We start from the raw sequence: 24,402 nt of genomic DNA on the forward strand, positions 1-24,402 counted from the left end.
CCTTGCCACTGAATATAAGTCGCTGACCCATTATACAAAAGGTACGCAGTCACCCAACAAGTGAGCTCCTACTGCTTGTACGTACACGGTTTCAGGTTCTATTTCACTCCCCTCACAGGGGTTCTTTTCGCCTTTCCCTCACGGTACTGGTTCACTATCGGTCAGTCAGTAGTATTTAGCCTTGGAGGATGGTCCCCCCATATTCAGACAGGATATCACGTGTCCCGCCTTACTCGATTTCACTATAAATGCGTTGCCGGTTACGGGGCTATCACCCTGTATCGCACAACTTTCCAGAAGTTTCACCTGACGCATAAATAGCTTAAGGGCTAGTCCAATTTCGCTCGCCGCTACTTTCGGAATCTCGGTTGATTTCTTTTCCTCGGGGTACTTAGATGTTTCAGTTCCCCCGGTTCGCCTCGTTATGCTATGTATTCACATAACGATACGTGCTTATGCACGTGGGTTTCCCCATTCGGAAATCCCAGACTCAAGCGGTTTTTACTACCTAATCTGGGCTTATCGCAAGTTAATACGTCCTTCATCGCCTCTGACTGCCAAGGCATCCACCGTGTACGCTTAGTCACTTAACCATACAACCCGAAGAAGTTTCGAATTGCTGTTAAACAACCAAAGTCGCTATCTCATTATTTGAATGAGCGAGATAGCATTCGATTTTGCCGGACTCAAATATGTTTTGCTTAATCCGTTAAGAATTAAGTAAAACCCAAGAACACTTGAATGTGTTCGTTTACTTTCATTTTAAAAAAATGAAAACAAACAGTTGGAGTATTCAATTAAGAATACTTTGAGAACTTTACAATCAAATCTTATTCACTAGGAATAAATTTGATTTGTCAGCTTTCCAAATTGTTAAAGAGCTATGTTTCTTCACAAGGAAGTACATTTTCTAAATGCTTTCAGAGACAGGGATCCTAACCACGTACGTTTAACTGAAGTGGTTTGGAATTCTTATCCAAAAATACTTAGAGAATGGTGGGCGATACCGGGCTCGAACCAGTGACCCCCTGCTTGTAAGGCAGGTGCTCTCCCAACTGAGCTAATCGCCCACATTAGTTTCCCTTTGCTTTCACTCTCAAGGAGTGAAAATAAAGAGCCATGCTTCGTGGAGAAGAATGGTGGGTCGTGCAGGATTCGAACCTGCGACCAATTGATTAAAAGTCAACTGCTCTACCAACTGAGCTAACGACCCAATGGTATCCCGTAGGGGAGTCGAACCCCTGTTACCGCCGTGAAAGGGCGGTGTCCTAGGCCTCTAGACGAACGGGACACTAGGTTTGTCCTACTTTATCAAAAGCAGAAGCAAAACTTGTTTGAACATCTTGGGAGATGTTCTATCTCTTTTACTTTATAAACCGTATCAATCTGTGTGGACACTCATCGTGACTCATCTGCCTTTACCCTAAAGTAAAAACAAACTATCCATTTCGTATAAGGAGGTGATCCAGCGCCAGGTTCCCCTAGCGCTACCTTGTTACGACTTCACCCCAGTCATGAACCACAAAGTGGTAAGCGTCCTCCCGAAGGTTAAACTACCTACTTCTTTTGCAGCCCACTCCCATGGTGTGACGGGCGGTGTGTACAAGGCCCGGGAACGTATTCACCGTGGCATTCTGATCCACGATTACTAGCGATTCCGACTTCATGGAGTCGAGTTGCAGACTCCAATCCGGACTACGACGCACTTTTTGGGATTCGCTCACTTTCGCAAGTTGGCTGCCCTCTGTATGCGCCATTGTAGCACGTGTGTAGCCCTACTCGTAAGGGCCATGATGACTTGACGTCGTCCCCACCTTCCTCCGGTTTATCACCGGCAGTCTCCCTGGAGTTCCCGACATTACTCGCTGGCAAACAAGGATAAGGGTTGCGCTCGTTGCGGGACTTAACCCAACATTTCACAACACGAGCTGACGACAGCCATGCAGCACCTGTCTCAGAGCTCCCGAAGGCACACCTGCGTCTCCGCTGGCTTCTCTGGATGTCAAGAGTAGGTAAGGTTCTTCGCGTTGCATCGAATTAAACCACATGCTCCACCGCTTGTGCGGGCCCCCGTCAATTCATTTGAGTTTTAATCTTGCGACCGTACTCCCCAGGCGGTCTACTTAACGCGTTAGCTCCGAAAGCCACGGCTCAAGGCCACAACCTCCAAGTAGACATCGTTTACGGCGTGGACTACCAGGGTATCTAATCCTGTTTGCTCCCCACGCTTTCGCATCTGAGTGTCAGTATCTGTCCAGGGGGCCGCCTTCGCCACCGGTATTCCTTCAGATCTCTACGCATTTCACCGCTACACCTGAAATTCTACCCCCCTCTACAGTACTCTAGTCTGCCAGTTTCAAATGCTATTCCGAGGTTGAGCCCCGGGCTTTCACATCTGACTTAACAAACCACTGCATGCGCTTTACGCCCAGTAATTCCGATTAACGCTCGCACCCTCCGTATTACCGCGGCTGCTGGCACGGAGTTAGCCGGTGCTTCTTCTGTCGCTAACGTCAAACAATACAGCTATTAACTATACCGCCTTCCTCACGACTGAAAGTGCTTTACAACCCGAAGGCCTTCTTCACACACGCGGCATGGCTGCATCAGGCTTGCGCCCATTGTGCAATATTCCCCACTGCTGCCTCCCGTAGGAGTCTGGACCGTGTCTCAGTTCCAGTGTGGCTGATCATCCTCTCAGACCAGCTAGGGATCGTCGCCTTGGTGAGCCTTTACCTCACCAACTAGCTAATCCCACCTAGGCATATCCTGACGCGAGAGGCCCGAAGGTCCCCCTCTTTGGCCCGAAGGCATTATGCGGTATTAGCCATCGTTTCCAATGGTTATCCCCCACATCAAGGCAATTTCCTAGGCATTACTCACCCGTCCGCCGCTCGACGCCGCTATCGTTCCCCGAAGGTTCAGATAACTCGTTTCCGCTCGACTTGCATGTGTTAGGCCTGCCGCCAGCGTTCAATCTGAGCCATGATCAAACTCTTCAATTTAAAGTTTTTGTGACTCAATGAATACTGACTTCAAAACTCATTCTTACTCGAAAGTAAGAAGTAATTCTAAAGCTATTATCGTTCCAACAGAACGATAATGAATTGACTGTGCCAAGTCTTTCGACTCGTTTGGTCACTCAGTTCATTGAAATCGAATTTGAAGCCTAAGCTTCCAATTGGATTATCATCAACGAGTGCCCACACAGATTGATAGGTCTATATTGTTAAAGAGCTTTCCTGTTGAGCTTTGCTCAAACAGGACGGCCATTTTAGCGAGTTAAAGTTTAGTGTCAATCACTTTTTTCAAACTTTACTCTAGCGTTTCCGCTTGGCTAATTGGCTTGCTAATTTGGCGATTTGCTTTAGAAACTTAAGCTTCGAAGCGTTGCCGTGTCAGCGAGGTGGCATTATAGAGATTGCGATCACATTGGCAAGTGCTTTTTAGCGTTTTTTTTGATTTTTTGATAGTTTGAGTGTTTTTTATTCTAGAAGGTGAGTTTTTGCTACTCTTCTTACCCAATATCACCGTTACTAGCGCTTTATAAGGAATAAAGATGAGTTCAATTAGAAGTTATAAAGGTATACGCCCTCAATTGGGAAAGCGTGTCTACGTCGACTCAACTGCTGTCTTAGTCGGTGATATCCAAATTGGTGATGATTCTAGTGTCTGGCCATTCGTCGCAGCTCGTGGCGATGTAAATCACATTCATATCGGTGACCGTACCAATATTCAAGATGGTAGCGTGCTTCATGTAACACATAAGAATGCAGATAACCCAAACGGCCACCCGCTGATCATAGGCAATGATGTCACCATAGGTCACAAAGTGATGTTGCATGGCTGCGAGATACACGATCGCGTATTAGTCGGTATGGGTACGATAGTTTTGGATAAGGTGGTGATAGAGTCTGATGTAATGGTAGGCGCTGGCAGTTTAATTCCACCCGGGAAGAGATTAGAAAGCGGTTATCTGTATGTAGGAAGTCCGGTGAGACAGGCTCGCCCTTTATCAGACAAAGAGCGAGCTTTCTTACAAAAGTCTGCCGACAATTATGTACAAAACAAAAATGACTACATCAATGAAGGTGAAGCCATCAATGAGCATTCTGACATCGTCAACTAATCGATGATAATATGGCCTTCCTCATTGAAGGCTTCATCTTCTATTAACTCTTCTGCGATTTCTTCTAGGTCAAAGCGAAAATCAATAAATGCATCAATAGCTGCTTGTTCAGTTTCGATCTGAGAACCACTGAGCTTTTCTAACTTTTGTTTGGTTACGTAGCACTCAATCAATGCACCAGCCTGTTGGGCTGCGAAATTGATAGACTGTGAGACTTGATCCCATGATTGCATGTCTGGGAATAGAATAGATTGATTCATCGCTTATTGACCTTCAAGATTCTTTCTTAATTCTCTGAGTATTTGTTTTGCGCCAGGACGTAATCCACGCCATAACATAAAGCTTTCCGCCGCCTGTCCGACCAACATTCCAAGGCCATCATGAGCATGAGCCGCACCCTGTTCTTTCGCCCACAGGTTAAAGCTTGTTAACCCTTTGCCATACATCATGTCGTAGCTCGTGCTATTAGAGGAAAAGATAGCCGAAGAGATCGCGGGTAACTCACCGCTTAATGAAGCAGAAGTCGAGTTAATGATCACATCATAAGCTTCATCTATTGTTGTCATCTCTTTAGCGACTAATGGGCCGTGTGAGGCAAACAAGTCGGCAAGTTGTTGTGCTTTGCTGAAGGTACGATTAGTAATAGTTAAAGAAACAGGCTTTTGATCGAGGAGTGGTTTAATTACACCACGAGCAGCACCACCAGCACCAATAACCAGAATTCGCGCCCCTTCCAATACAACTTGGTGCTGAAGTAAGTCTTGTACTAAGCCCTCTCCATCTGTGTTGTCACCAATAATTTCTCCGTCATCCAGCTTCTTCAGTGTATTCACTGCCCCAGCCAACTCGGCACGCTCGGTAAGACGGTGGGCAAATCGATAAGCATCTTCTTTAAAAGGCACCGTCACGTTACATCCTTTCCCACCGTCAGCGAAAAAAGCGTTCGCCGCCGCAAAAAAGCCATCTACAGGGGCAGTTTCAGCGCTGTACACCAACGGCTGATTGGTTTGACGAGCAAACAAGGTATGAATGAATGGCGACTTGCTGTGTCCGATTGGATTACCAAATACGGCATAGCGATCAATTTGCAGAGTCATTTTCTTACCTTTATTCCTTACTCATTACAGAGAAAAACAGGGTCATCTGATGACAATGACCCTATCACTATCTATTTATACACAAAAGGAGATCCGCACTTACCACTCTCGAGGCATTAGGTATTGCTCGTAGAGAGCAGCTTCCGGAGAACCGGCCTGTGGCTCGTAACTGTACTCCCATCGCGCAAGCGGCGGCATCGACATAAGGATCGACTCTGTACGACCACCACTTTGCAAGCCAAATAGCGTGCCACGGTCATAGACTAGATTGAATTCAACGTAGCGACCACGACGGTAAAGTTGGAATTCACGCTCGCGATCACCGTACTCGATATCTTTACGGCGAGATACAATCGGTAGGTACGCTTGACAGTAACCTTCACCAACCGCTTTGATGTAGTCAAAACACTTGTCGAATTCCCACTGGTTTAAGTCATCAAAGAACAGGCCACCAACACCACGAGTTTCATTTCGGTGTGGAAGGAAGAAGTATTTGTCACACCACGCTTTGTGCTCTGGGTAAACTTCGTCACCAAATGGCGCACAAAGCTGTTTTGCTGTGTCGTGCCATGATTGGCAATCTTCTTCAAATGGGTAGAAAGGCGTAAGGTCAAAACCACCACCAAACCACCAGATTGGATCTTCACCATCTTTCTCAGCAATAAAGAAGCGGACATTAGCGTGTGACGTCGGTACATATGGGTTTTTGGGGTGAATCACCAAAGAAACCCCCATCGCCTCAAAACGACGACCTGCCAACTCAGGGCGGTGCGCCGTCGCAGACGCTGGCATCTCATTACCTTCAACATGAGAGAAATTTACTCCTCCTTGCTCAAAGATATGCCCATCACTTAAAACGCGAGTGCGGCCACCACCACCAAGGCGCTCTCCTTTTTCACGTTGCCATGCATCTTCGACAAAGACGGCCTGCCCATCTTCATGTTCTAACTGCTGACAAATGGAATCCTGAAGCGACATCAGGAACTGCTTTACGGCATGCTTATCGATTGCTGACATACGGTTATTACCTATTTGTATGATTATTACCTGGTGATAGCTGACTGGCAGGGTTAGCCCTGTCTCAATATTTGCGAGGTTTTAGCATCACGTATTTCACTGGGTTTGTCACGACCACTCGTCTCACCACGTAAGACAGCCACCAGCTGGTCACCCAATTGCTGTTCGACCTCTTCCGTCGTCATGCAAGGAGGTTGTCCAGTAAGGTTTGCGCTGGTTGAGGTTAGCGGCTTTCCAAACGCATGACACATTTTTTGTACGAGAGGATGATCGGTGACACGCACAGCGATTGAATCAAATTGCCCAGACACCCAGTGAGAAACTTTGTCACTTGCTGGCATGACCCACGTGAATGGCCCGGGCCAGGTTGCATGAACTTTATCTAACTGCTCTTGGGTCAACTGAGATTCATCAATATAAGGCATAAGCTGCTCGTAGCTTGCAGCAATAAGGATTAAGCCCTTCTCTACTGGACGCTGTTTTAGTGCCAGCAGTTTTTGAATTGCTGCTGGGTTATCTGGGTCACAACCCACACCAAACACCCCTTCTGTTGGGTAGGCAATCACTTCCCCGTTTTGTAGTGCCTCTAGCACCTTTTCAAAGTTACCCACTGACGACTTCCTGATAGTATCATTTGTTGCATTGGTACTAAGTGTACAAATATTCACTCTCGGAGACTAAAGCAATTTGTTTCTAAAATGTATTAACAACCAACGCAAACGTTTGCTTGGGAGAAAAATCCTCGTATAATGCGCACAAATTTATCAGCTCACCTAATTTTGCAGCTTGAAGGAGTTTGAGATGAAAGTCGGTATCATCATGGGTTCTAAATCAGATTGGCCAACCATGAAACTAGCAGCAGACATGCTGGATCAATTTGGCGTGTCCTATGAAACAAAGGTGGTCTCAGCTCACCGTACTCCTCAATTATTGGCTGATTACGCAACCAGCGCGAAAGAGCGTGGTATTAAAGTCATCATCGCAGGCGCGGGCGGTGCAGCTCATCTGCCTGGTATGGCGGCAGCATTTACTAGCATTCCTGTGCTTGGCGTTCCCGTTCAGTCCCGTGCACTAAAAGGCATGGACTCACTACTCTCTATCGTACAAATGCCAAAGGGGATTGCCGTAGGTACCTTGGCGATTGGTGAGGCAGGCGCAGCAAACGCAGGTATTCTGGCCGCTCAAATACTTGGAATACACGATGAAGCCATCATGGCAAAAGTCGAAGCCTTCCGCAGTGAGCAAACGGAAACCGTATTAGCTAATCCAAACCCTGCAGAGGATTAATCAGATGCATGTACTGGTTCTTGGTTCGGGCCAATTGGCGCGTATGATGTCTTTGGCTGGTGCGCCACTGAATATTCAAATTTCAGCCTACGATGTGGCCAGCGGTAATGTTGTACACCCACTGACTCAACAGGTGCTGAGTAGCGGCTTAGAAAATGCGATTGAACACGTCGACGTCATTACTGCTGAATTCGAACATATCCCGCATGACGTGCTTGATGTGTGTGGCGCGAGCGGTAAGTTCCTACCAAGCACGCAAGCCATCAAGGCAGGTGGCGATCGTCGTATTGAAAAGACACTGCTCGATGAAGCCAACGTGCGCAACGCGAAATATTATGTCATTGAAACTCGTGAAGACTTTGACCGCGCCATTGAACACGTCGGCCTACCCATGGTTTTGAAAAGTGCACTGGGTGGTTACGATGGTAAAGGCCAGTGGCGCTTGAAAGAAGCTTCTCAAGTCGAAGACATTTGGACCGAAATGGCAGAGTGCATCGCGGCTACCGCGACTCAAGCGATTGTTGCTGAGGAATTTGTCCCTTTTAACCGCGAAGTCTCACTGGTTGGTGCTCGCGGTAAAGATGGCAGTATTGAGGTATACCCTTTGGCGGAAAACGTCCACACCAATGGCGTACTTAGCCTTTCTACTGCGATTGATGCCCCAAGACAGCAAGAGCAAGCGAAACAGATGTTCACAGCTGTTGCCAACCGTTTGAACTACGTTGGCGTGCTGGCTCTGGAGTTTTTCGACGTTGACGGCACTTTACTGGTTAATGAAATCGCGCCACGCGTGCACAACTCTGGTCATTGGACTCAACAAGGTGCTGAAACTTGTCAGTTCGAGAACCACCTGCGCGCAGTATGCGGTATGCCTTTGGGTAGCACTAAGCTGATTCGTGAAACCTCGATGATTAATATTCTTGGTGAAGACACACTGCCAGAAGCACTACTAGCGATGGATGGCTGCCACATTCATTGGTACGGCAAAGAAAAACGTGCGGGTCGCAAGATGGGCCACATCAACGTATGTGGTGACTACACTGGCGAACTTAATCGCAAACTTTGTGCATTGGCAGACGTTTTGGATGAACAGGCTTTCCCAGCGGTGCATGAATTCGTCAAGCAGCGGTCAGCATAAAAAACAACCTGAACAAGCAGCAAAAGGGTCGCACGATGCGACCCTTTTTAATTTGCAATTAAGCTTACTGAGTTTGTGTATGCTGGCACTTTCGGCTCGCACATTGCAGCTTAATCCCACTGGCGAGCTTCTTTTCTACCAGTAAGGTAAAACCACATTCCCTACAACGGCCTTTTACAGGCGGCAGATTTACCGCAAACTTACATTTGGGATAGTTATCACACGCGTAGAATGTCTTGCCAAAGCGGGTCTTACGTTCAACCAAATGCCCTCTACCACACTCGGGGCACGCGTGTTGTTCTTTCGTTTGCGGCTGTGCGTCAGGTTGGTTAATCGACTCGATATGATGACAAGCGGGGTAATCGCTACAGCCAACGAACATACCGTAGCGTCCTTGGCGAAGTACCAACTCCTTACCACAATCAGGGCAAGGCACCCCCAACTCTTTGACGATGTGACCATCATTGCTGTGTAGCGACTTTATGTAATCGCAACTTGGGTACTGGCTACAACCTAAAAAAGGGCCATGTTTGCCATGCTTCAAAGAAACTTTCCCACCGCATTTCGGACAAGGTTCGCGTTCAAGCGCGTGCTCATGTGCTGAGAAAAGGTTGTGATCGATTTTAGTGCTCATAGTCACCGCTCAAACAAAAGATATCAATGGAGAATACCTTGTTCCTTGGTGTATAGCAGCTCTTCCATCAGCGTATAGGCGTTTTCGTTGCCTGGAACATTAAACAGCACCATAAGGATAATCCATTTAAGGTCCTCAAGCTCAAACTCATCTGTTTCGAGCCCCATTACACGATCAATAACCATCTCACGCGTTTCTGTCGTTAGAACATTGACTTGCTCTAAAAACAGCAGAAAACCACGAGATTCGATGTCTAATCTCTGCATCTCTGGCGCAGTATAGATACGTGTCGATGCCGATGCTATGCAGGTTGAAATAGCGGAATGTTCATCGCTTTGTTGCAATGCCGCCAACTCTTCTAACCAGACAAGGGCTTTGTAGATGTCTTCTTGATGGAAGCCTGCGCGCTGCAACTCTTCTTCCAACTCGTCTTGTTCGACCTGTAACTCTGCATCGCTATGGATGTAGGTTTCGAATAGATACATAAGTATATCCATCATCATAGCTAGCCCCTCCCCTTTCTAATATAGCCACCGGATACTGCAACAACATGCCCTGAAAGCTCAAGCTCTAAGAGCTGCATCATGACTTCTTGGACAGGTATATTGGTCCTGCTAGCAAGAATATCAACTGGTGTAGCCTCATTTCCTACGTTAGCTAACAGCTGAGGAAATGGCAATTCATCTTCATTAATTGACGTAGAAAATAAATCTAAGCTCTGATTTATAGACCAGTCGAGCAAAGACTGTATTTCATTTAACACCTCCTGAGCATGTTGTACGAGACAAGCTCCGTTCTGAATCAATTGATTACCACCACTGGCGTTAGGTGCGTTAATCGAAGCTGGCAGGGCGAAAACTTCACGGCCTTGTTCTAAAGCATAACGCGCCGTAATCAATGAGCCACTTTTTTCAGCCGCCTCCACCACCAAAACACCCAACGACAAACCACTAATGATTCGATTGCGCCGTGGGAAATGTTCTGCGCGCGGTTTTGCATCAGGACGAAATTCAGAGACTAACGCACCATTTTCTATCACTCGCTGCGCCAAACCTCGGTGCCTGGCAGGATATACTTGTTCTAATCCCGAACCAAGCACAGCCACTGTCTTCCCGCCGGCCAAAAGTGCGCCATCGTGGGCATGACCATCAATACCCAATGCCAAGCCACTGGTGACAATTAGATCGTGTTGTACCAAGTCAGACGCGAAGTTTCTCGCATGTTGTAACCCATCAACACTGGCATTACGGCTGCCAACCATAGCAATTTGTGGTTGAGATAAACAACTCACATCTCCCTTTACAAATAACAAAGGAGGCGGTGCGACGGTTTGTTTCAAGAGTGGCGGATACAAAACGTCAGCCAAAGTAAGGATATGATGGTGAGCAGACGCAGCAGCCCAATGAAGGCAATTATCGACTTGTTTATCGACCTTAGACCATGCTTGTAGCTGTTTCGGGCTAAAGCCTAAAAGTTGAAGCTGCTCCGTCGAGTATTGGACTATGTTGCTCGGCGTATCTTGACTCAGAAGCTTATTCAGCTTGACCCCGCCAATACCCGGCAAGCAACTCAGCTTTAGCCAAGCCGCGAGATCAGTTTCATTGTGTACTATCATAAGTGGTAGGCTTCTCGGTCAAAGGGGAAACCACAAATACCTCTTCATTGATTGGTTTAACGCTGCTAGTGATCAGCGCAAGACTAAAGTATTCATAAGGACGAATAACAAGCAATTCACCCACTTTGCTTTGCGGTAAAGTGAGCTTGGCATTATGCGCGCCATTCTCTGTGAAAAAAACGTCACCATGCTTAAATACTGGGTGCGCCTCTTCTTTTAAATCAAACACACTCCCTTGGCGCAGATCATCCGTTGTGCCTTTGTCGATCACCACCACCTGGTTAATTGAGCTATAGCGAATACCTTCAATATTCCCCAATAGCTTGGCAGAAGAGCCATGTGGTGACGGCATAGGGTAGAAAGTCGCGCTGAAATCACCACTACCTGACGCTGGCATCGGCAAAGCAATATCATTGCGGATAATCTCTTGCCGCTGCGAGGTGATCTTCAAACCAGAAAACTCACTGGATACCTCCACAAGCTCCCCGTGAGCAATCAAACGCAATGCCGTGACTTGTTGCGCTATATCATCACGCGAAAAGGTCTCCACAGGTCGGTAGATTGCCCACCCAAGCGAAGTTTGCTCACCACTGATGTACAGCGTGTCTTGTGCGGTGAGGAATTTGTTCCCTTTGCTGCTGCCCACCACTTTGGCAGCATTATCTAGTGTCTTATCATCGACTAAGCGATCAGAATTCAGATATGGCATCACCAACTCTCGTGCAACAGTCGGCAGAGCTTGGCGATTGATAATGCGAGTTTTGGGGCTGAGCGTTTTGACTGGCTTTACACTTAACACTGGCTGACCACTGCTCCAAATCAACGACAACTTGTCACCGGGATAAATCAGATGTGGATTCTCAATTATTGGATTTACCTGCCATAAACGAGGCCAAAGCCATGGGTTATGCAGATACATCGCCGAAATATCCCAAAGTGTGTCACCCTTGACCACACTATACGTTTGGGGGGCGCCATCTTTGACTTTGGGTGGTTGGGAATCCGTATTTGCTATGGCACAACAAGAAAAAAGTAACCACAACGCACTGCGAAAAACTCGATTCATGAACCTCGTCCTTGGTCTGTTGGGCAGTAACCAGAATGGAAATTGGTATCAGGATGCTGTCATTTAGGTCATAAAATGTCTAGAATTGAGCCAACTAGGTTTGTGCTGTTACGGCACAGTTCAATATTTCGAGTGAATATGTCTGTATTACAAGTATTAACATTCCCAGATGATCGCCTGCGTACCGTTGCAAAACCTGTAGAAGAGGTGACACCTGAGATTCAAAAAATCGTCGATGACATGATAGAAACCATGTACGACGAAGAAGGTATTGGCTTGGCTGCAACGCAAGTTGATATCCATAAACGTATCGTCGTGATTGATGTTTCAGAAACTCGTGATGAGCCAATGGTGCTTATTAACCCTGAGATTCTGGAAAAGCGTGGCGAAGATGGCATCGAAGAAGGCTGTCTATCCGTACCCGGTGCGCGTGCACTTGTGCCTCGCGCTGCTGAAGTGACGGTTAAAGCACTGGATCGCGACGGCAAAGAGTACACTTTCGACGCTGATGACCTACTCGCGATTTGTGTTCAACACGAGTTAGACCATTTGATGGGCAAACTGTTTGTGGATTACCTATCGCCACTTAAGCGCAAGCGCATCCAAGACAAGTTAGCGAAAATCAAACGCTTTAACGAGAAACAGCAAAGCGCCTAACCTCGATACAATTTTATGAGAAGGAAGCCTACCTTGAGTCAGTCTTTACGTATTGTCTTTGCAGGTACTCCGGATTTCGCCGCCCGTCACTTGGCGGCGTTGTTGTCTTCGGAGCACGAAGTAATTGCGGTTTATACTCAACCAGACCGCCCAGCAGGCCGTGGTAAGAAACTTACGGCAAGCCCAGTAAAAACCATCGCACTTGAGCACGATATTCCGGTATACCAACCAGAAAACTTCAAATCAGACCATGCAAAGCAAGAGCTTGCCGATCTGAACGCCGACATCATGGTCGTTGTGGCGTACGGCTTATTGCTTCCACAAGTTGTACTGGATACACCTAAGCTAGGTTGTATCAATGTACATGGCTCGATTCTCCCTCGCTGGCGCGGCGCAGCACCTATCCAGCGCTCAATCTGGGCAGGTGATGCCGAAACTGGCGTGACCATCATGCAAATGGATATTGGCCTGGACACGGGTGATATGCTAAAAATCGCGACATTGCCGATTGAAGCCAGTGACACCAGTGCGTCGATGTACGAGAAACTGGCTGGCTTGGGCCCAGACGCACTGATCGAGTGCTTAGCGGATATTGCCACTGGCAAAGCAGAGCCAGTGAAACAAGATGACGAGCAAGCAAACTACGCGAAGAAACTAAGCAAAGAAGAAGCGCGCATCAATTGGAATGACGACGCGGCACATATTGAACGCTGTGTTCGCGCATTCAACCCATGGCCAATGAGCCACTTTGAAACTGCTGAAAACAGCATCAAGGTATGGCAAAGCCGTGTTGAAGAGCAAACCAGCGACAAGCCAGCGGGCACCATCTTGCAAGCAGATAAGACCGGTATCTATGTTGTGACAGGCAACGGCGTATTGGTACTGGAACAACTGCAAGTTCCAGGTAAAAAAGCCATGTCAGTTCAAGATATTCTGAACTCACGTGCATCTTGGTTTGAAGTTGGCACTCAACTGGTTTAAAAACCAAATAATAGTGTCAAAACCAATAATACGAACTTTTAGAGGGCAGAGATGCCCTCCTTTACTTTAAGGTACTCATCATGAATGTTCGCGCTGCGGCTGCCAACGTCTTGTATCTTGTCGTCGACAAGGGCCACTCACTTTCAAACGCACTTCCGGCGGCTCAACAAAACGTACGACCACGTGACCACGCTCTGCTGCAAGAGATCTGTTACGGTGCTCTACGTTACCTCCCTCGTCTCGAAATGATTGCAAACCAATTGATGGATAAGCCTCTCAAAGGTAAACAGCGCGTTTTCCATCACCTAATTTTGGTTGGCATTTATCAGTTGAGCTTCATGCGCATTCCTGCACACGCCGCAGTCGGTGAGACGGTTGAAGGTACCAAGGAGCTGAAAGGTCCTCGCCTACGTGGTTTAATCAACGCGGTATTGCGTAACTACCAGCGCAGTCAAGAAGAACTAGACCAAATGGCAGTCAGTAACAACGCGGGCAAATACGGCCACCCAAGCTGGTTACTCAAACTGCTGCAAGAAGCTTACCCACAGCAATGGGAAAGCATCGTTGAAGCTAACAACCAGAAAGCGCCAATGTGGTTACGTGTCAACCACCAGCACCACACTCGTGATGAATACCTTGCGCTACTCAAAAATGAAAACATTGATAGCACGCCACACTCACAAGCAATGGACGCTCTAAAATTGGCGGCCCCATGTGATGTAATGACACTACCGGGCTTTGAAAAAGGTTGGGTATCAGTGCAAGATGCGGCAGCGCAGCTGTCGATTAACTATCTTGAGCCAAAAGATGGCGAGCTGATCCTAGACTGCTGCGCCGCACCGGGCGGCAAGACGGCGCACATTCTTGAGCGCACGTCTGGCAGCGAAGTGGTTGCCATCGACTGCGACGACACGCGTCTTAAACGTGTGCACGAAAACCTGAAGCGTCTCAATCTTCAAGCAAAAGTGGTTTGCGGCGATGCGCGTCATCCTCAAGAATGGTGGCAAGGTGAACAATTTGACCGAATTTTGCTTGATGCGCCTTGTTCTGCGACGGGTGTGATTCGACGTCACCCAGACATAAAATGGCTACGTCGTGCTGATGATATTGCCGCACTCGCTGCGCTACAGAGCGAAATTTTTGATGCCATGTGGACACAACTAAAACCAGGCGGCACTATGGTTTACGCAACTTGTTCAATCACACCACAAGAAAACGTGGAACAAGTAAAAGCTTTCTTAGCACGCACTGCGGATGCGCAATTAGTGGACTCCGAACCACATCAACCCGGTCGTCAGATTCTGCCGGGAGAGGAAGATATGGATGGCTTCTACTACGCCGTGCTGACAAAAAAACACGCGTAGCAGCATACTAAATAGGGCGATTGAAGTGAATTCAATCGCCTTTTTCAGATAACGAGTAAAGAGTATGAAAATCATTATTCTTGGCGCTGGTCAGGTTGGCGGCACACTGGCAGAAAACCTAGTTGGTGAAAACAACGACATCACCATCGTCGATAAGAATGGCGACCGACTGCGTGAGTTACAAGACAAGTACGACCTACGAGTGGTCAATGGTCACGCAAGCCACCCAGACGTTTTGCATGAGGCTGGAGCGCAGGACGCTGATATGCTTGTCGCCGTAACCAACACCGACGAGACCAACATGGCTGCCTGTCAGGTCGCGTTCACTCTGTTCAATACCCCGAATCGCGTTGCGCGTATTCGTTCTCCAGAATACTTGGCAGAAAAAGAAGCGCTGTTTAAGTCTGGTGCAATTCCTGTCGATCACCTTATCGCACCAGAAGAGTTGGTAACCAGCTACATCCAACGTCTAATCCAATACCCAGGTGCACTGCAAGTAGTGAGCTTTGCCGAACAGAAAGTCAGCCTAGTTGCCGTAAAAGCCTACTACGGCGGCCCACTAGTAGGTAACGCACTTTCAGCCCTGCGTGAGCACATGCCGCACATTGATACTCGTGTTGCAGCGATTTTCCGTCAAGGTCGTCCTATTCGCCCGCAGGGCACCACCATCATTGAAGCCGATGATGAAGTGTTCTTTGTGGCAGCAAGTAACCACATCCGCTCGGTAATGAGTGAGCTTCAGCGTCTTGAGAAACCTTATCGCCGCATCATGATTGTCGGCGGGGGCAACATAGGTGCAAGTTTGGCCAAACGTCTTGAACAAACTTACAGTGTGAAGCTGATCGAACGTAACTATCAGCGCGCAGAGCAGTTGTCTGAACAATTAGAAAATACCATCGTCTTTTGTGGTGATGCCGCAGACCAAGAACTGCTTACCGAAGAGAACATTGACCAAGTCGACGTATTCATCGCGCTAACCAACGAAGATGAAACCAATATCATGTCAGCGATGTTGGCAAAACGCATGGGCGCGAAGAAAGTGATGGTGCTGATCCAGCGCGGCGCTTATGTCGACCTTGTTCAAGGTGGCGTGATTGATGTCGCGATTTCACCACAGCAAGCAACCATCTCTGCGCTACTGACCCACGTTCGTCGGGCTGATATTGTGAATGTATCTTCTTTGCGTCGTGGCGCTGCGGAAGCGATTGAAGCCGTTGCACACGGCGATGAAACCACCTCCAAAGTGGTTGGTCGCGCGATTGGAGACATCAAACTTCCACCAGGGACGACCATTGGTGCCATCGTTCGTGGCGAAGAGGTACTCATTGCCCACGATCGCACGGTTATCGAGCAAGATGACCACGTCGTGATGTTCCTGGTCGACAAAAAGTACGTGCCAGACGTCGAAGCGCTGTTCCAGCCGAGCCCATTCTTCCTCTAGGATTTTCCTATGGTCAACTTACGTCCCGTACTGTTTGTTATCGGGCTGGTTTTATCCAAACTGGCCCTTTTTATGTACGTGCCGACTTTGGTCGCGTTTTTCACCGGTACGGGTGGGTTTCTCGATTTCGCCCAAGCCGTTGTGATTACCCACCTTGCTGCCTTCATCTGCTTGACGATTGGCCGCACCGCCAAATTCAAACTCAGCGTGCGCGACATGTTCCTCATCACCAGTTTGGTGTGGTCCATCGCCAGTGCATTTGCCGCATTACCGTTTGTGTTCATTAACCACATCAGCTTTACCGACGCTTACTTCGAGACGATGTCTGGTATCACGACGACAGGTTCAACCGTGTTAAGTGGCTTAGACCACATGGCACCAAGTATCTTGTTGTGGCGCTCTATTTTGCAGTGGCTGGGTGGTATCGGCTTTATCGTAATGGCGGTGGCTATCCTACCTATGCTCAACGTTGGCGGTATGAAGCTATTCCAAACCGAATCCTCCGATTGGTCAGACAAAAGCAGCCCGAGAGCTAAGACAGTAGCGAAGAACATCGTATTGGTGTATCTGATGCTAACAGGCTCATGCATCTTGGGTTACTTATGGACGGGAATGAACCCATTTGAAGCAATCAACCATGCGTTCACCACTCTCTCTACAGGTGGTTACTCAACATCAGACGCTTCAATGAACCATTTCTCCGACGGTGCACATTGGGTTGCCACCGGCTTTATGTTCCTTGGTGGTCTACCATTCCTACTGTTTGTGGCAGCATTACGAAAACGCAGCCTCACAGTGTTAATAAGAGATGCCCAAGTTCGTGGTTTTACTTACCTGTTTCTGTTCTCTAGCTTAGTGATATCGGCGTGGTTGGTCGTCCGTGATGGTTACACCATTTCAGACGCATTGCGTGTTTCAATGTTCAACATCGTTTCCGTCGTCACCACAACAGGTTTTGGTCTAGAAGACTTCACCGCATGGGGCGCTCTACCGACCACACTGTTTGCTTTCTTGATGATGGCTGGTGCATGTTCTGGCTCAACCTCTGGTGGAATTAAAATCTTCCGCTTTCAGATCGCGATGACGCTGCTGAACAAGCAAATTATGAAACTGATCCACCCATCTGGTGTATTCGTTCAACGCTACAATCAGCGACAAGTGAATGATGATATTGTTCGCTCTGTCATGGCATTTGGCTTAATGTTCTTTATCACCATCATTTTTATCGCTGGCTGCTTAAGTGCTCTAGGCCTTGATCCTGTGACCAGTATTTCTGGCTCGATTACCGCGGTTGCGAATGTAGGCCCGGGGATGGGTAGCGTGATAGGACCAACAGGCAACTTTGCCCCATTACCAGACGCTGCAAAGTGGCTGCTAAGCTTTGGCATGTTGATGGGGCGTCTGGAAATTCTGACTATCCTTGTCCTGTTCTTCCCTGCTTTTTGGCGCCGTTAAACAAACTCAAATAAAAGGTATGATAATGAAAACATGGATCACGCTGGCGACCTTAATCGCGGCTTCATCGGTTAACGCCGCTGAAGTTGTGACACTAGCCGATGGGCGAGAGGTAAAACTGAGTGACGACTTTACGTGGGAATATGTGGTAAAGAAAGTCGCCCCCAAAGCCATGGAAACCACCCCTGCGATACCAGCGACAGTAGGCGCAGCGGCGACCACCACAGTTAAGGCTGTGGCAACACAAGCCCCTGCAACGACAGAGTTGGCGGCAATCCCGGTTGTAAACAAGAAAGTCGGTACGACAGTTGTGGTTAACGCGAAGAAGCCAACCATGCAATTGTCTGATTCTGGTGTGGATATATTGATTGGTTCAGCAAGCTACGAGGACGGTGAACTTAACTTCCCAACGTCTATCACCAATCAAAGCTCACAATCGGTGATTCAAGTAGAAGTGGAGGTACAGGCATTCGATATGTCTGGCAAACCGTTAGCCAAGCAAAATGTCATTGTGTGGCAATCGATCAAACGTATGGCAGATACCTACCTTCGTCCACAACAAGCCGAGCAAGGCAAAGGGATCAAACTGGCAGTGCCACAATCACAGCAATACCAGTTCTCTGCACAAGTATTAGAAGTAAAAACACGCTAATACGATAGAGTACGCTTTGTCGAGTGTGTCTCTATCAATTAGACAGGCTCGACAAAGTAATAAATCGCGAAGAAATGACAGACACAACCAGCCAATACAAAGCCGTGCCAGATTGCGTGGTTAAAAGGGATCCGTTTAGCCACGTAGAAAATCACCCCGACCGAATACACCAAGCCACCAACCGCCAGCAGTGTTAGCCCACCAATATCGAGATTGATAGCCAGTTGATAAATGACGACCAATGATAACCACCCCATCACCAAATACGTCATTAAAGAGAGCTTTTTAAATCGATACACAAACGCCACCTTCATGATGATACCAATCAGCGCAATGGTCCAAATCACAATCATCAGCCCAATCGCGAGTGGGGTACGCAAGCTCACTAATAAAAATGGCGTGTAACTGCCCGCAATCAACAAATAGATGGCACAGTGATCAAAGGTTTTCAGCCAGCGCTTTGCTTTGGGGTATGGGATAGCATGGTAGAGCGTCGATGCCAGAAACAGCACAATCATGCTGGAACCATAGATAGCCATACTGGTTATGGTCAGCGTGTCCGCTTGGTGGTTAATGGCCTTGATAAGAAGCAGAACCAAACCGACTACGCCAAAGATCATACCAATACCATGAGTAATGGCGTTGGCGAGCTCCTCGCCCTGACTGTATTGTGCTTTCTGTGTTAATGACATGAACGCGCCTATACTAGAGTGTTGAATAACCCGTCTAGTATGGCACATTAGGCTTACACGTGTAAGCCTAAATTATAACTCGTGGACAGCCGTCGTTTGTTCTAGGTAGCCGATCACCAGTGCACCAACGTCGTCTAGGTTAGTAGAGACTGGAATGCTGAGTTCGCGCTTAAGTTTACCGCTGCCAAGTAGGCTGGCCAGCATACCTCTGCCGCCAGTTCGAGTGCGGTCGACTTCAAACCAAAATTTGAGATTCTGCTCGTCACGATGAGCGACAAACTCCAGTTCACGCCACACACCATGATATGGCCCATCGGTTGGTACCATTTCAAACTCTTGCACAAACGGGAGATCAAAACCTCTCACGGCCTCACACTCAACTTGACGAATGCGCAAACCCTGCGATTCGAACGCAGACAAGACAGCATCCATAAGTGGATCTGGCCTAACGGTGAGTATGTCTTTATCGGTTGGGTCAAGCGCCATCGCCACATCTAAGCCCGTTTCTAACCAGACTTTAGCATCACCGATAGTGACTGGCGTGTTCCACGGTACGTCGAGTTCGACCTCAAAGGTACGGTCCTCACCAGGGTGAATAGTAAATGCGTATGGGAGGTTCCACTGAGCCAAAGCATGTGTTTGCGGTACGCGACGCATACGTTGCCCCTCTCGCGCCCCACGATCGTCTGGCGCTTCCGCGATATAACGGCAGCAGAGCTTGAGGTCGATGTTATCAATCGCCTGCTCCGTCGCGCCACCATAAACATGAATAGTAACGTTCACGCTTTGGCCAGGATACAGTACGTCTTGGTTTAGGACTGAATCAACTTTCGCGCTGCCAATCCCAAAACTTGCAAGTGTCTTCTTCAAAAATGACATATGCACCTCCTTTTTAAATTTAATACTACTACTGCTGATCGTCGGATCAAAACAAATTTTGTCTCGATTTTGCCCATAAAACCATAAAATCCATACAATTCAACTGCTCAACTATCGACCAATTATGGCAGTAATGCTAATCTATAAGCGGTATGCATGCATATCGTTATTCCTGATTCATTATTTGGATTGGCGAAAGCCAGAAGAGCCACCCTTCAATCAGTTGAAGCTCAACTCATAATGACTCAGGCCATCACATCGGCAATGGATATGCCTGGCAGTTAGGTACCTAAATGCGCCCAACAACAGTCAGGTTCGCGCACACAAACCGAAGTGCAATGCGCCGTCGCAGTGGTTTTTCTGCGGCACCAAAGGCAAAACAAGTTGCGCCAGAAATGACTTTGGTTGAGAAGACAGCAATGATGCCCAGTTTTCCAAACAAAGCGATCAAAGCAGCTTAATTAAAAAGCGCGGCCGTTACCGCGCTTTTTTCTTCTCTCCTCTTCATTCTTTTCCTATTTGGTGTTCATCGAGCAATTTGCTACCTTTAGTGACCAATAACACCTACAAATCATGTGGAGAAAGAGATGAAGTGTCATCGTATTGAAGAGTTACTTGAACTCCTTGAGCCAGAGTGGCAAAAAGACCAAGAAATGAACTTGCTGCAGTTTATTGTCAAGTTGGCTAACGAAGCGGGTTATACCGGTAAATTGGAAGACCTGACCGATGACGTGCTGATTTATCATCTAAAAATGCGCAACAGTGACAAAGAAGAAATGATCCCAGGCCTAAAAAAAGACCAGGAAGATGATTTTAAAACCGCCATTCTACGTGCACGCGGCATCATCAAGTAAGTGAGCGGCTTTGTATCTGAACATTAACAAGCGACTCATTTGAGTCGCTTTTTTATGGCTTGACGACAGCACTCACAACGCAACCATAACTGTTCAATTATTTATCTTGTTAACTGTACTGACTTTTATTGTTAAACATTGACTGTGTTAAAGAAACGGACTGGTTATTGATTGTATAATCGCTAGCCATCAGTAATAACGAAAATAACTCGGTTCAACCACGCACTGTCGTTTGGACCAAACAGCAATGTCATCGAGCAGCATCAAAAGAAGTGCCGCCGTACATTATAAGAAAGTTCAGATAAGGATAAGTGCATGAGTCAGGACAAGATTGATATCAAAGATGTGACTCCAAAGACCTTTAACCCTAAGACTCATAAAGGCAAAGGGGACCGTTTCAATCCAAATAATCGAATCTATGTCCGTGAAAGTAAGGGAAGATTTCAACAACTGCGTCGCTACGGCGGTTGGTTTCTGTTGTTATTTTTTGCCCTAACGCCTTGGATTCCTTATGGCGAACGCCAAGCCATTTTGCTGGATATCGGTAATCAACAATTCAACTTTTTTGGCACTACGCTGTACCCACAAGACCTAACTCTACTCGCTACGCTATTTGTAATAGCGGCGTTTGGGCTGTTCTTTATTACGACCTTTTTGGGCCGTGTATGGTGCGGTTACTTATGCCCGCAAACCGTTTGGACCTTCATCTATATCTGGTTTGAAGAAAAACTGGAAGGTAGCGCCAACAAACGTCGTAAGCAGGATTCCAACAAGCTCACCGCTAACTTAGCAGTACGAAAAACCCTCAAGCATCTGGCGTGGTTTACCATAGCCCTTATCACTGGCTTTACCTTCGTTGGTTACTTCGTGCCGATGAAACAATTGGTTATCGACTTCTTCACGTTGAATGCTAGTTTCTGGCCAGTATTCTGGGTGATGTTCTTCGCCATTTGCACTTACGGCAATGCTGGCTGGATGCGCTCTATTATGTGTATCCATATGTGCCCTTACGCGCGCTTCCAATCTGCGATGTTCGATAAAGATACCTTCATCGTAGGCTATGACATCAAACGCGGTGAAAAACGCGGCCCACGCCCACGCAAAGCGGAACCAAAACAACTTGGCTTGGGCGACTGCATCGACTGTGATTTGTGTGTTCAGGTTTGCCCAACAGGCATCGATATCCGAGATGGCTTGCAATACGAATGCATTAACTGTGGTGCGTGTATTGACGCCTGCGACAACACCATGGAGAGAATGGGCTATGAGAAGGGCCTAATCAATTACACCACCGAGCACCGCCTCTCTGGCAAAAGCACTAAAGTCATGCGTCCAAAACTGTTAGGGTATGGGGCAGTATTGTTGGTGATGCTTGGCTTGTTCTTCCTGCAAATAGCATCGGTAGAGCCTGCGGGGATGAGCGTGCTACGCGACCGTAGCCAGCTGTTCCGAACAAACAGCGCTGGTGAAGTAGAAAACACCTATACGCTTAAAGTCATCAACAAAACTCAACAAGTTCAAGAATACGATTTGAATGTAGAAGGACTCAGTGATGTCAGCTGGTATGGCAAACAAACCATCCAAGTTGAACCAGGAGAGGTTTTGAGCTTACCGATGAGCCTTGGCACCGATCCGACAAAGCTAAACTCTGCGATCACGACAATTCAGTTTATACTCACCGATAAGAGTAACAAATTCACGATTGAAGTAGAGAGTCGATTTATCAAGAAGCTTTAACTTCAATGACCAATGGAAAAAGGCTCAGTAATGGGCCTTTTTATTTATATGTCCCAAGGTACTTTCAACTTTAATGCCCTAACGCCCGACTTTATGTGGTATGCGCTAGAGAGCATCGGCATTCGAGCAGAATCTGGCTTTCTTGCTCTCAACAGCTATGAAAATCGCGTTTACCAGTTCACAGATGAGGATCGCCAACGCTACGTGGTGAAGTTCTATCGCCCAGAACGTTGGAGCAACGAGCAGATTCAAGAAGAACATGATTTCACCCTTGAATTGATCGACAACGAGATTCCTGTCGCCCCACCTGTTCGCATTAATGGCCACACCCTACACCATTACCGAGGCTACGGCTTTGCTTTATTTGAGAGTGTGGGTGGTCGTCAGTATGAAGTCGATAACTTAGATCAACTCGAAGGTGTTGGACGTTTTCTTGGTCGTATCCACAACGTCGGTCGCCGTCAAGCATTCCAACATAGACCAACCATTGGCTTACAAGAATACCTCTACCAACCGAGAGAAATTCTGCAAAATGCCAACATGATTCCTACGCACTTGGTGAACAGCTTCTTCAATGACTTAGATATGCTGATCAAGTCGATTGAAACCCACTGGCAAAAAGGCTTTAACGCCATTCGTCTGCATGGTGATTGCCACCCGGGCAACATTTTATGGCGCGATGGCCCAATGTTTGTTGATTTAGATGACTCACGTAATGGCCCCGCGGTACAGGATTTATGGATGCTGATCAATGGCGAACGCCAAGACAAGCTAATGCAATTGGACATTATTTTAGAGGGTTACCAAGAGTTTTGTGATTTTAACTCAGCAGAGTTGAAACTAATTGAACCACTTCGCGGTCTACGAATGGTGCACTATATGGCATGGCTAGCAAAACGTTGGCATGATCCGGCGTTTCCACTCGCTTTTCCATGGTTCAATGAGCCAAAATACTGGGAAGGTCAGGTCCTCGCATTTAAAGAGCAGATTGCCAACCTAGAGGAAGCTCCACTGTCTTTAATGCCTCAATGGTAAGCCAGGCCGAACAATTCAAAATGGAGATGATTAAATGAAAAAACTGTTCGCACTATTTTCTATGTTGGTGCTGAGCCTGTCGGCAAATGCAACGCAATTCAAAGAAGGTGAATACTACAAAGTGTTGGATCAAGAGGCATCGAAAAAGCCTAACGTGACTGAGTTTTTCTCTTTCTACTGTCCACATTGTAATACGCTTGAACCTATCATTCAGGAAGTCAAAAAGCAGCTTCCTGAAGGGGTAAAATTTCAAAAGAACCACGTATCATTTATGGGTGGCACCATGGGACCTTCCATGAGCAAAGCATACTCAGCGATGGTTGCGTGGGGCCTTGAAGACAAAATGGTACCAGTGATGTTTAACCGCATTCACGAAATGGGCAAAGCGCCTCGTAACAATGAAGAGCTTCGTCAAATCTTTCTAGATCAAGGCGTAGATGCGAAGAAATTCGACGCTCAATTCAAAGGCTTCGCGATAGATTCAATGTCCCGTCGTATGGACAAAGGGTTTGAAAAAAATGGCCTGAGCGGCGTTCCTGCTGTCATCGTCAACAACAAATACCTGATCCAAACAGGAGAAATTTCTACTGAAAAATACATTGAACTGGTCAACTACCTTCTAAAACTTAAGTAGTTTGAGTCAAATATAAAAAGGGGAAGCATCATGCTTCC

24 protein-coding genes, 3 tRNA genes and 2 rRNA genes are annotated in these 24,402 nt (G+C 47.2%); 14 read left to right on the forward strand and 15 right to left on the reverse strand.

Annotation, left to right across the window (positions count from 1 at the left end; translation table 11 throughout):
* The 5 genes from AND4_RS15580 to AND4_RS15600 form a co-directional block, all read right to left on the reverse strand.
* Nucleotides 1–593 (reverse strand): 23S ribosomal RNA (locus AND4_RS15580); the annotation flags it as partial.
* Between the two features lie 401 nt (nucleotides 594–994).
* Nucleotides 995–1,070, reverse strand: a tRNA-Val gene (locus AND4_RS15585).
* A 67-nt stretch (nucleotides 1,071–1,137) separates the two neighbouring features.
* Nucleotides 1,138–1,213, reverse strand: a tRNA-Lys gene (locus AND4_RS15590).
* 2 nt (nucleotides 1,214–1,215) lie between these two features.
* Nucleotides 1,216–1,291, reverse strand: a tRNA-Glu gene (locus tag AND4_RS15595).
* Between the two features lie 162 nt (nucleotides 1,292–1,453).
* A 16S ribosomal RNA gene (locus AND4_RS15600) occupies nucleotides 1,454–3,005 on the reverse strand.
* 554 nt (nucleotides 3,006–3,559) lie between these two features.
* On the opposite strand from AND4_RS15600, the gene AND4_RS15605 reads away from it, so the two are divergent.
* Nucleotides 3,560–4,129, forward strand: a complete 570-nt coding sequence (locus AND4_RS15605) for a gamma carbonic anhydrase family protein (RefSeq protein ID WP_009843935.1) — start codon at nucleotides 3,560–3,562, stop codon at nucleotides 4,127–4,129.
* Here AND4_RS15605 and AND4_RS15610 read toward each other — a convergent pair.
* From AND4_RS15610 to AND4_RS15625, 4 genes are all read right to left on the reverse strand, one after another.
* Nucleotides 4,126–4,389 (reverse strand): DUF1488 domain-containing protein, encoded by a 264-nt coding sequence (locus tag AND4_RS15610; RefSeq protein WP_009843936.1) that lies wholly within the window; start codon nucleotides 4,387–4,389, stop codon nucleotides 4,126–4,128. The genes AND4_RS15605 and AND4_RS15610 overlap by 4 nt on opposite strands.
* Nucleotides 4,390–4,392: 3 nt before the next feature.
* A complete protein-coding gene (aroE, locus tag AND4_RS15615; RefSeq protein ID WP_009843937.1) occupies nucleotides 4,393–5,226 on the reverse strand; it encodes a shikimate dehydrogenase in 834 nt (277 codons plus the stop codon).
* Nucleotides 5,227–5,325: 99 nt separating this feature from the next.
* On the reverse strand, nucleotides 5,326–6,243 hold the full coding sequence (gene hemF / locus AND4_RS15620; protein WP_009843938.1) for an oxygen-dependent coproporphyrinogen oxidase: 918 nt from the start codon (nucleotides 6,241–6,243) through the stop codon (nucleotides 5,326–5,328).
* A 53-nt stretch (nucleotides 6,244–6,296) separates the two neighbouring features.
* On the reverse strand, nucleotides 6,297–6,854 hold the full coding sequence (locus AND4_RS15625; RefSeq protein WP_009843939.1) for an L-threonylcarbamoyladenylate synthase: 558 nt from the start codon (nucleotides 6,852–6,854) through the stop codon (nucleotides 6,297–6,299).
* Nucleotides 6,855–7,044: 190 nt separating this feature from the next.
* Here AND4_RS15625 and purE point away from each other — a divergent pair, with 190 nt between their 5' ends.
* Both purE and AND4_RS15635 read left to right on the forward strand, forming a co-directional pair.
* A complete protein-coding gene (purE, locus tag AND4_RS15630; RefSeq protein ID WP_009843940.1) occupies nucleotides 7,045–7,530 on the forward strand; it encodes a 5-(carboxyamino)imidazole ribonucleotide mutase in 486 nt (161 codons plus the stop codon).
* A 4-nt stretch (nucleotides 7,531–7,534) separates the two neighbouring features.
* Nucleotides 7,535–8,668: a 5-(carboxyamino)imidazole ribonucleotide synthase gene (locus AND4_RS15635; RefSeq protein ID WP_009843941.1), complete on the forward strand. Its 1,134-nt coding sequence runs from the start codon at nucleotides 7,535–7,537 to the stop codon at nucleotides 8,666–8,668.
* Nucleotides 8,669–8,732: 64 nt separating this feature from the next.
* Here the strand turns inward: AND4_RS15635 and AND4_RS15640 are convergent, their stop codons facing one another.
* The 4 genes from AND4_RS15640 to AND4_RS15655 are packed head-to-tail and all read right to left on the reverse strand — an operon-like array spanning nucleotide 8,733 to nucleotide 11,983.
* A complete protein-coding gene (locus tag AND4_RS15640; RefSeq protein WP_009843942.1) occupies nucleotides 8,733–9,302 on the reverse strand; it encodes a topoisomerase DNA-binding C4 zinc finger domain-containing protein in 570 nt (189 codons plus the stop codon).
* A gap of 23 nt (nucleotides 9,303–9,325) precedes the next feature.
* Complete coding sequence (locus tag AND4_RS15645; RefSeq protein WP_009843943.1) at nucleotides 9,326–9,805, reverse strand: DUF494 family protein; 480 nt, start codon at nucleotides 9,803–9,805, stop codon at nucleotides 9,326–9,328.
* A gap of 2 nt (nucleotides 9,806–9,807) precedes the next feature.
* On the reverse strand, nucleotides 9,808–10,917 hold the full coding sequence (gene dprA, locus AND4_RS15650; protein WP_009843944.1) for a DNA-processing protein DprA: 1,110 nt from the start codon (nucleotides 10,915–10,917) through the stop codon (nucleotides 9,808–9,810).
* A complete protein-coding gene (locus AND4_RS15655; protein ID WP_009843945.1) occupies nucleotides 10,901–11,983 on the reverse strand; it encodes a LysM peptidoglycan-binding domain-containing protein in 1,083 nt (360 codons plus the stop codon). The genes dprA and AND4_RS15655 overlap by 17 nt, the downstream gene beginning before the upstream one ends.
* 138 nt (nucleotides 11,984–12,121) lie before the next feature.
* Between AND4_RS15655 and def the strand changes: the two genes are divergently transcribed.
* The 6 genes from def to AND4_RS15685 all read left to right on the forward strand — a co-directional run bounded on the left by def (nucleotide 12,122) and on the right by AND4_RS15685 (nucleotide 18,533).
* Complete coding sequence (def, locus tag AND4_RS15660; RefSeq protein ID WP_009843947.1) at nucleotides 12,122–12,640, forward strand: peptide deformylase; 519 nt, start codon at nucleotides 12,122–12,124, stop codon at nucleotides 12,638–12,640.
* A 33-nt stretch (nucleotides 12,641–12,673) separates the two neighbouring features.
* Complete coding sequence (gene fmt, locus AND4_RS15665) at nucleotides 12,674–13,621, forward strand: methionyl-tRNA formyltransferase (protein WP_009843948.1); 948 nt, start codon at nucleotides 12,674–12,676, stop codon at nucleotides 13,619–13,621.
* A gap of 80 nt (nucleotides 13,622–13,701) precedes the next feature.
* Entirely contained in the window at nucleotides 13,702–14,985 is a 1,284-nt protein-coding gene (gene rsmB / locus AND4_RS15670; protein WP_009843949.1) for a 16S rRNA (cytosine(967)-C(5))-methyltransferase RsmB, read from the forward strand.
* A 64-nt stretch (nucleotides 14,986–15,049) separates the two neighbouring features.
* Nucleotides 15,050–16,426, forward strand: a complete 1,377-nt coding sequence (gene trkA / locus AND4_RS15675) for a Trk system potassium transporter TrkA (protein WP_009843950.1) — start codon at nucleotides 15,050–15,052, stop codon at nucleotides 16,424–16,426.
* Nucleotides 16,427–16,435: 9 nt separating this feature from the next.
* A complete protein-coding gene (locus AND4_RS15680) occupies nucleotides 16,436–17,881 on the forward strand; it encodes a TrkH family potassium uptake protein (protein ID WP_009843951.1) in 1,446 nt (481 codons plus the stop codon).
* Nucleotides 17,882–17,906: 25 nt separating this feature from the next.
* The gene (locus tag AND4_RS15685) at nucleotides 17,907–18,533 is read left to right on the forward strand and encodes a DUF3157 family protein (RefSeq protein WP_009843952.1); all 627 of its coding nucleotides are present in this window, start codon (nucleotides 17,907–17,909) and stop codon (nucleotides 18,531–18,533) included.
* 38 nt (nucleotides 18,534–18,571) lie between these two features.
* On the opposite strand, the gene AND4_RS15690 is transcribed toward AND4_RS15685, so the two are convergent.
* Nucleotides 18,572–19,225: a hemolysin III family protein gene (locus AND4_RS15690; RefSeq protein WP_009843953.1), complete on the reverse strand. Its 654-nt coding sequence runs from the start codon at nucleotides 19,223–19,225 to the stop codon at nucleotides 18,572–18,574.
* A 72-nt stretch (nucleotides 19,226–19,297) separates the two neighbouring features.
* Nucleotides 19,298–20,104 (reverse strand): sporulation protein, encoded by an 807-nt coding sequence (locus AND4_RS15695; protein ID WP_009843954.1) that lies wholly within the window; start codon nucleotides 20,102–20,104, stop codon nucleotides 19,298–19,300.
* A 293-nt stretch (nucleotides 20,105–20,397) separates the two neighbouring features.
* Here AND4_RS15695 and AND4_RS19970 point away from each other — a divergent pair, with 293 nt between their 5' ends.
* From AND4_RS19970 to AND4_RS15715, 5 genes are all read left to right on the forward strand, one after another.
* Nucleotides 20,398–20,565 (forward strand): hypothetical protein, encoded by a 168-nt coding sequence (locus AND4_RS19970; protein WP_009843955.1) that lies wholly within the window; start codon nucleotides 20,398–20,400, stop codon nucleotides 20,563–20,565.
* A 126-nt stretch (nucleotides 20,566–20,691) separates the two neighbouring features.
* Nucleotides 20,692–20,958 carry a YihD family protein gene (locus tag AND4_RS15700; RefSeq protein ID WP_009843956.1) on the forward strand — a complete coding sequence of 89 codons (267 nt, stop codon included), beginning with the start codon at nucleotides 20,692–20,694 and terminating at the stop codon, nucleotides 20,956–20,958.
* Nucleotides 20,959–21,273: 315 nt separating this feature from the next.
* Nucleotides 21,274–22,695 carry a cytochrome c oxidase accessory protein CcoG gene (ccoG, locus tag AND4_RS15705; protein ID WP_009843957.1) on the forward strand — a complete coding sequence of 474 codons (1,422 nt, stop codon included), beginning with the start codon at nucleotides 21,274–21,276 and terminating at the stop codon, nucleotides 22,693–22,695.
* Nucleotides 22,696–22,743: 48 nt separating this feature from the next.
* Nucleotides 22,744–23,730 carry a serine/threonine protein kinase gene (locus AND4_RS15710; RefSeq protein ID WP_009843959.1) on the forward strand — a complete coding sequence of 329 codons (987 nt, stop codon included), beginning with the start codon at nucleotides 22,744–22,746 and terminating at the stop codon, nucleotides 23,728–23,730.
* A 34-nt stretch (nucleotides 23,731–23,764) separates the two neighbouring features.
* Nucleotides 23,765–24,364, forward strand: coding sequence for a thiol:disulfide interchange protein DsbA/DsbL (locus tag AND4_RS15715; protein ID WP_009843960.1), 600 nt, complete (start codon nucleotides 23,765–23,767; stop codon nucleotides 24,362–24,364).
* The last annotated feature ends 38 nt before the right edge of the window (nucleotides 24,365–24,402 follow it).

The organism is Vibrio sp. AND4, from assembly GCF_000171815.1.
Lineage (GTDB): Bacteria > Pseudomonadota > Gammaproteobacteria > Enterobacterales > Vibrionaceae > Vibrio.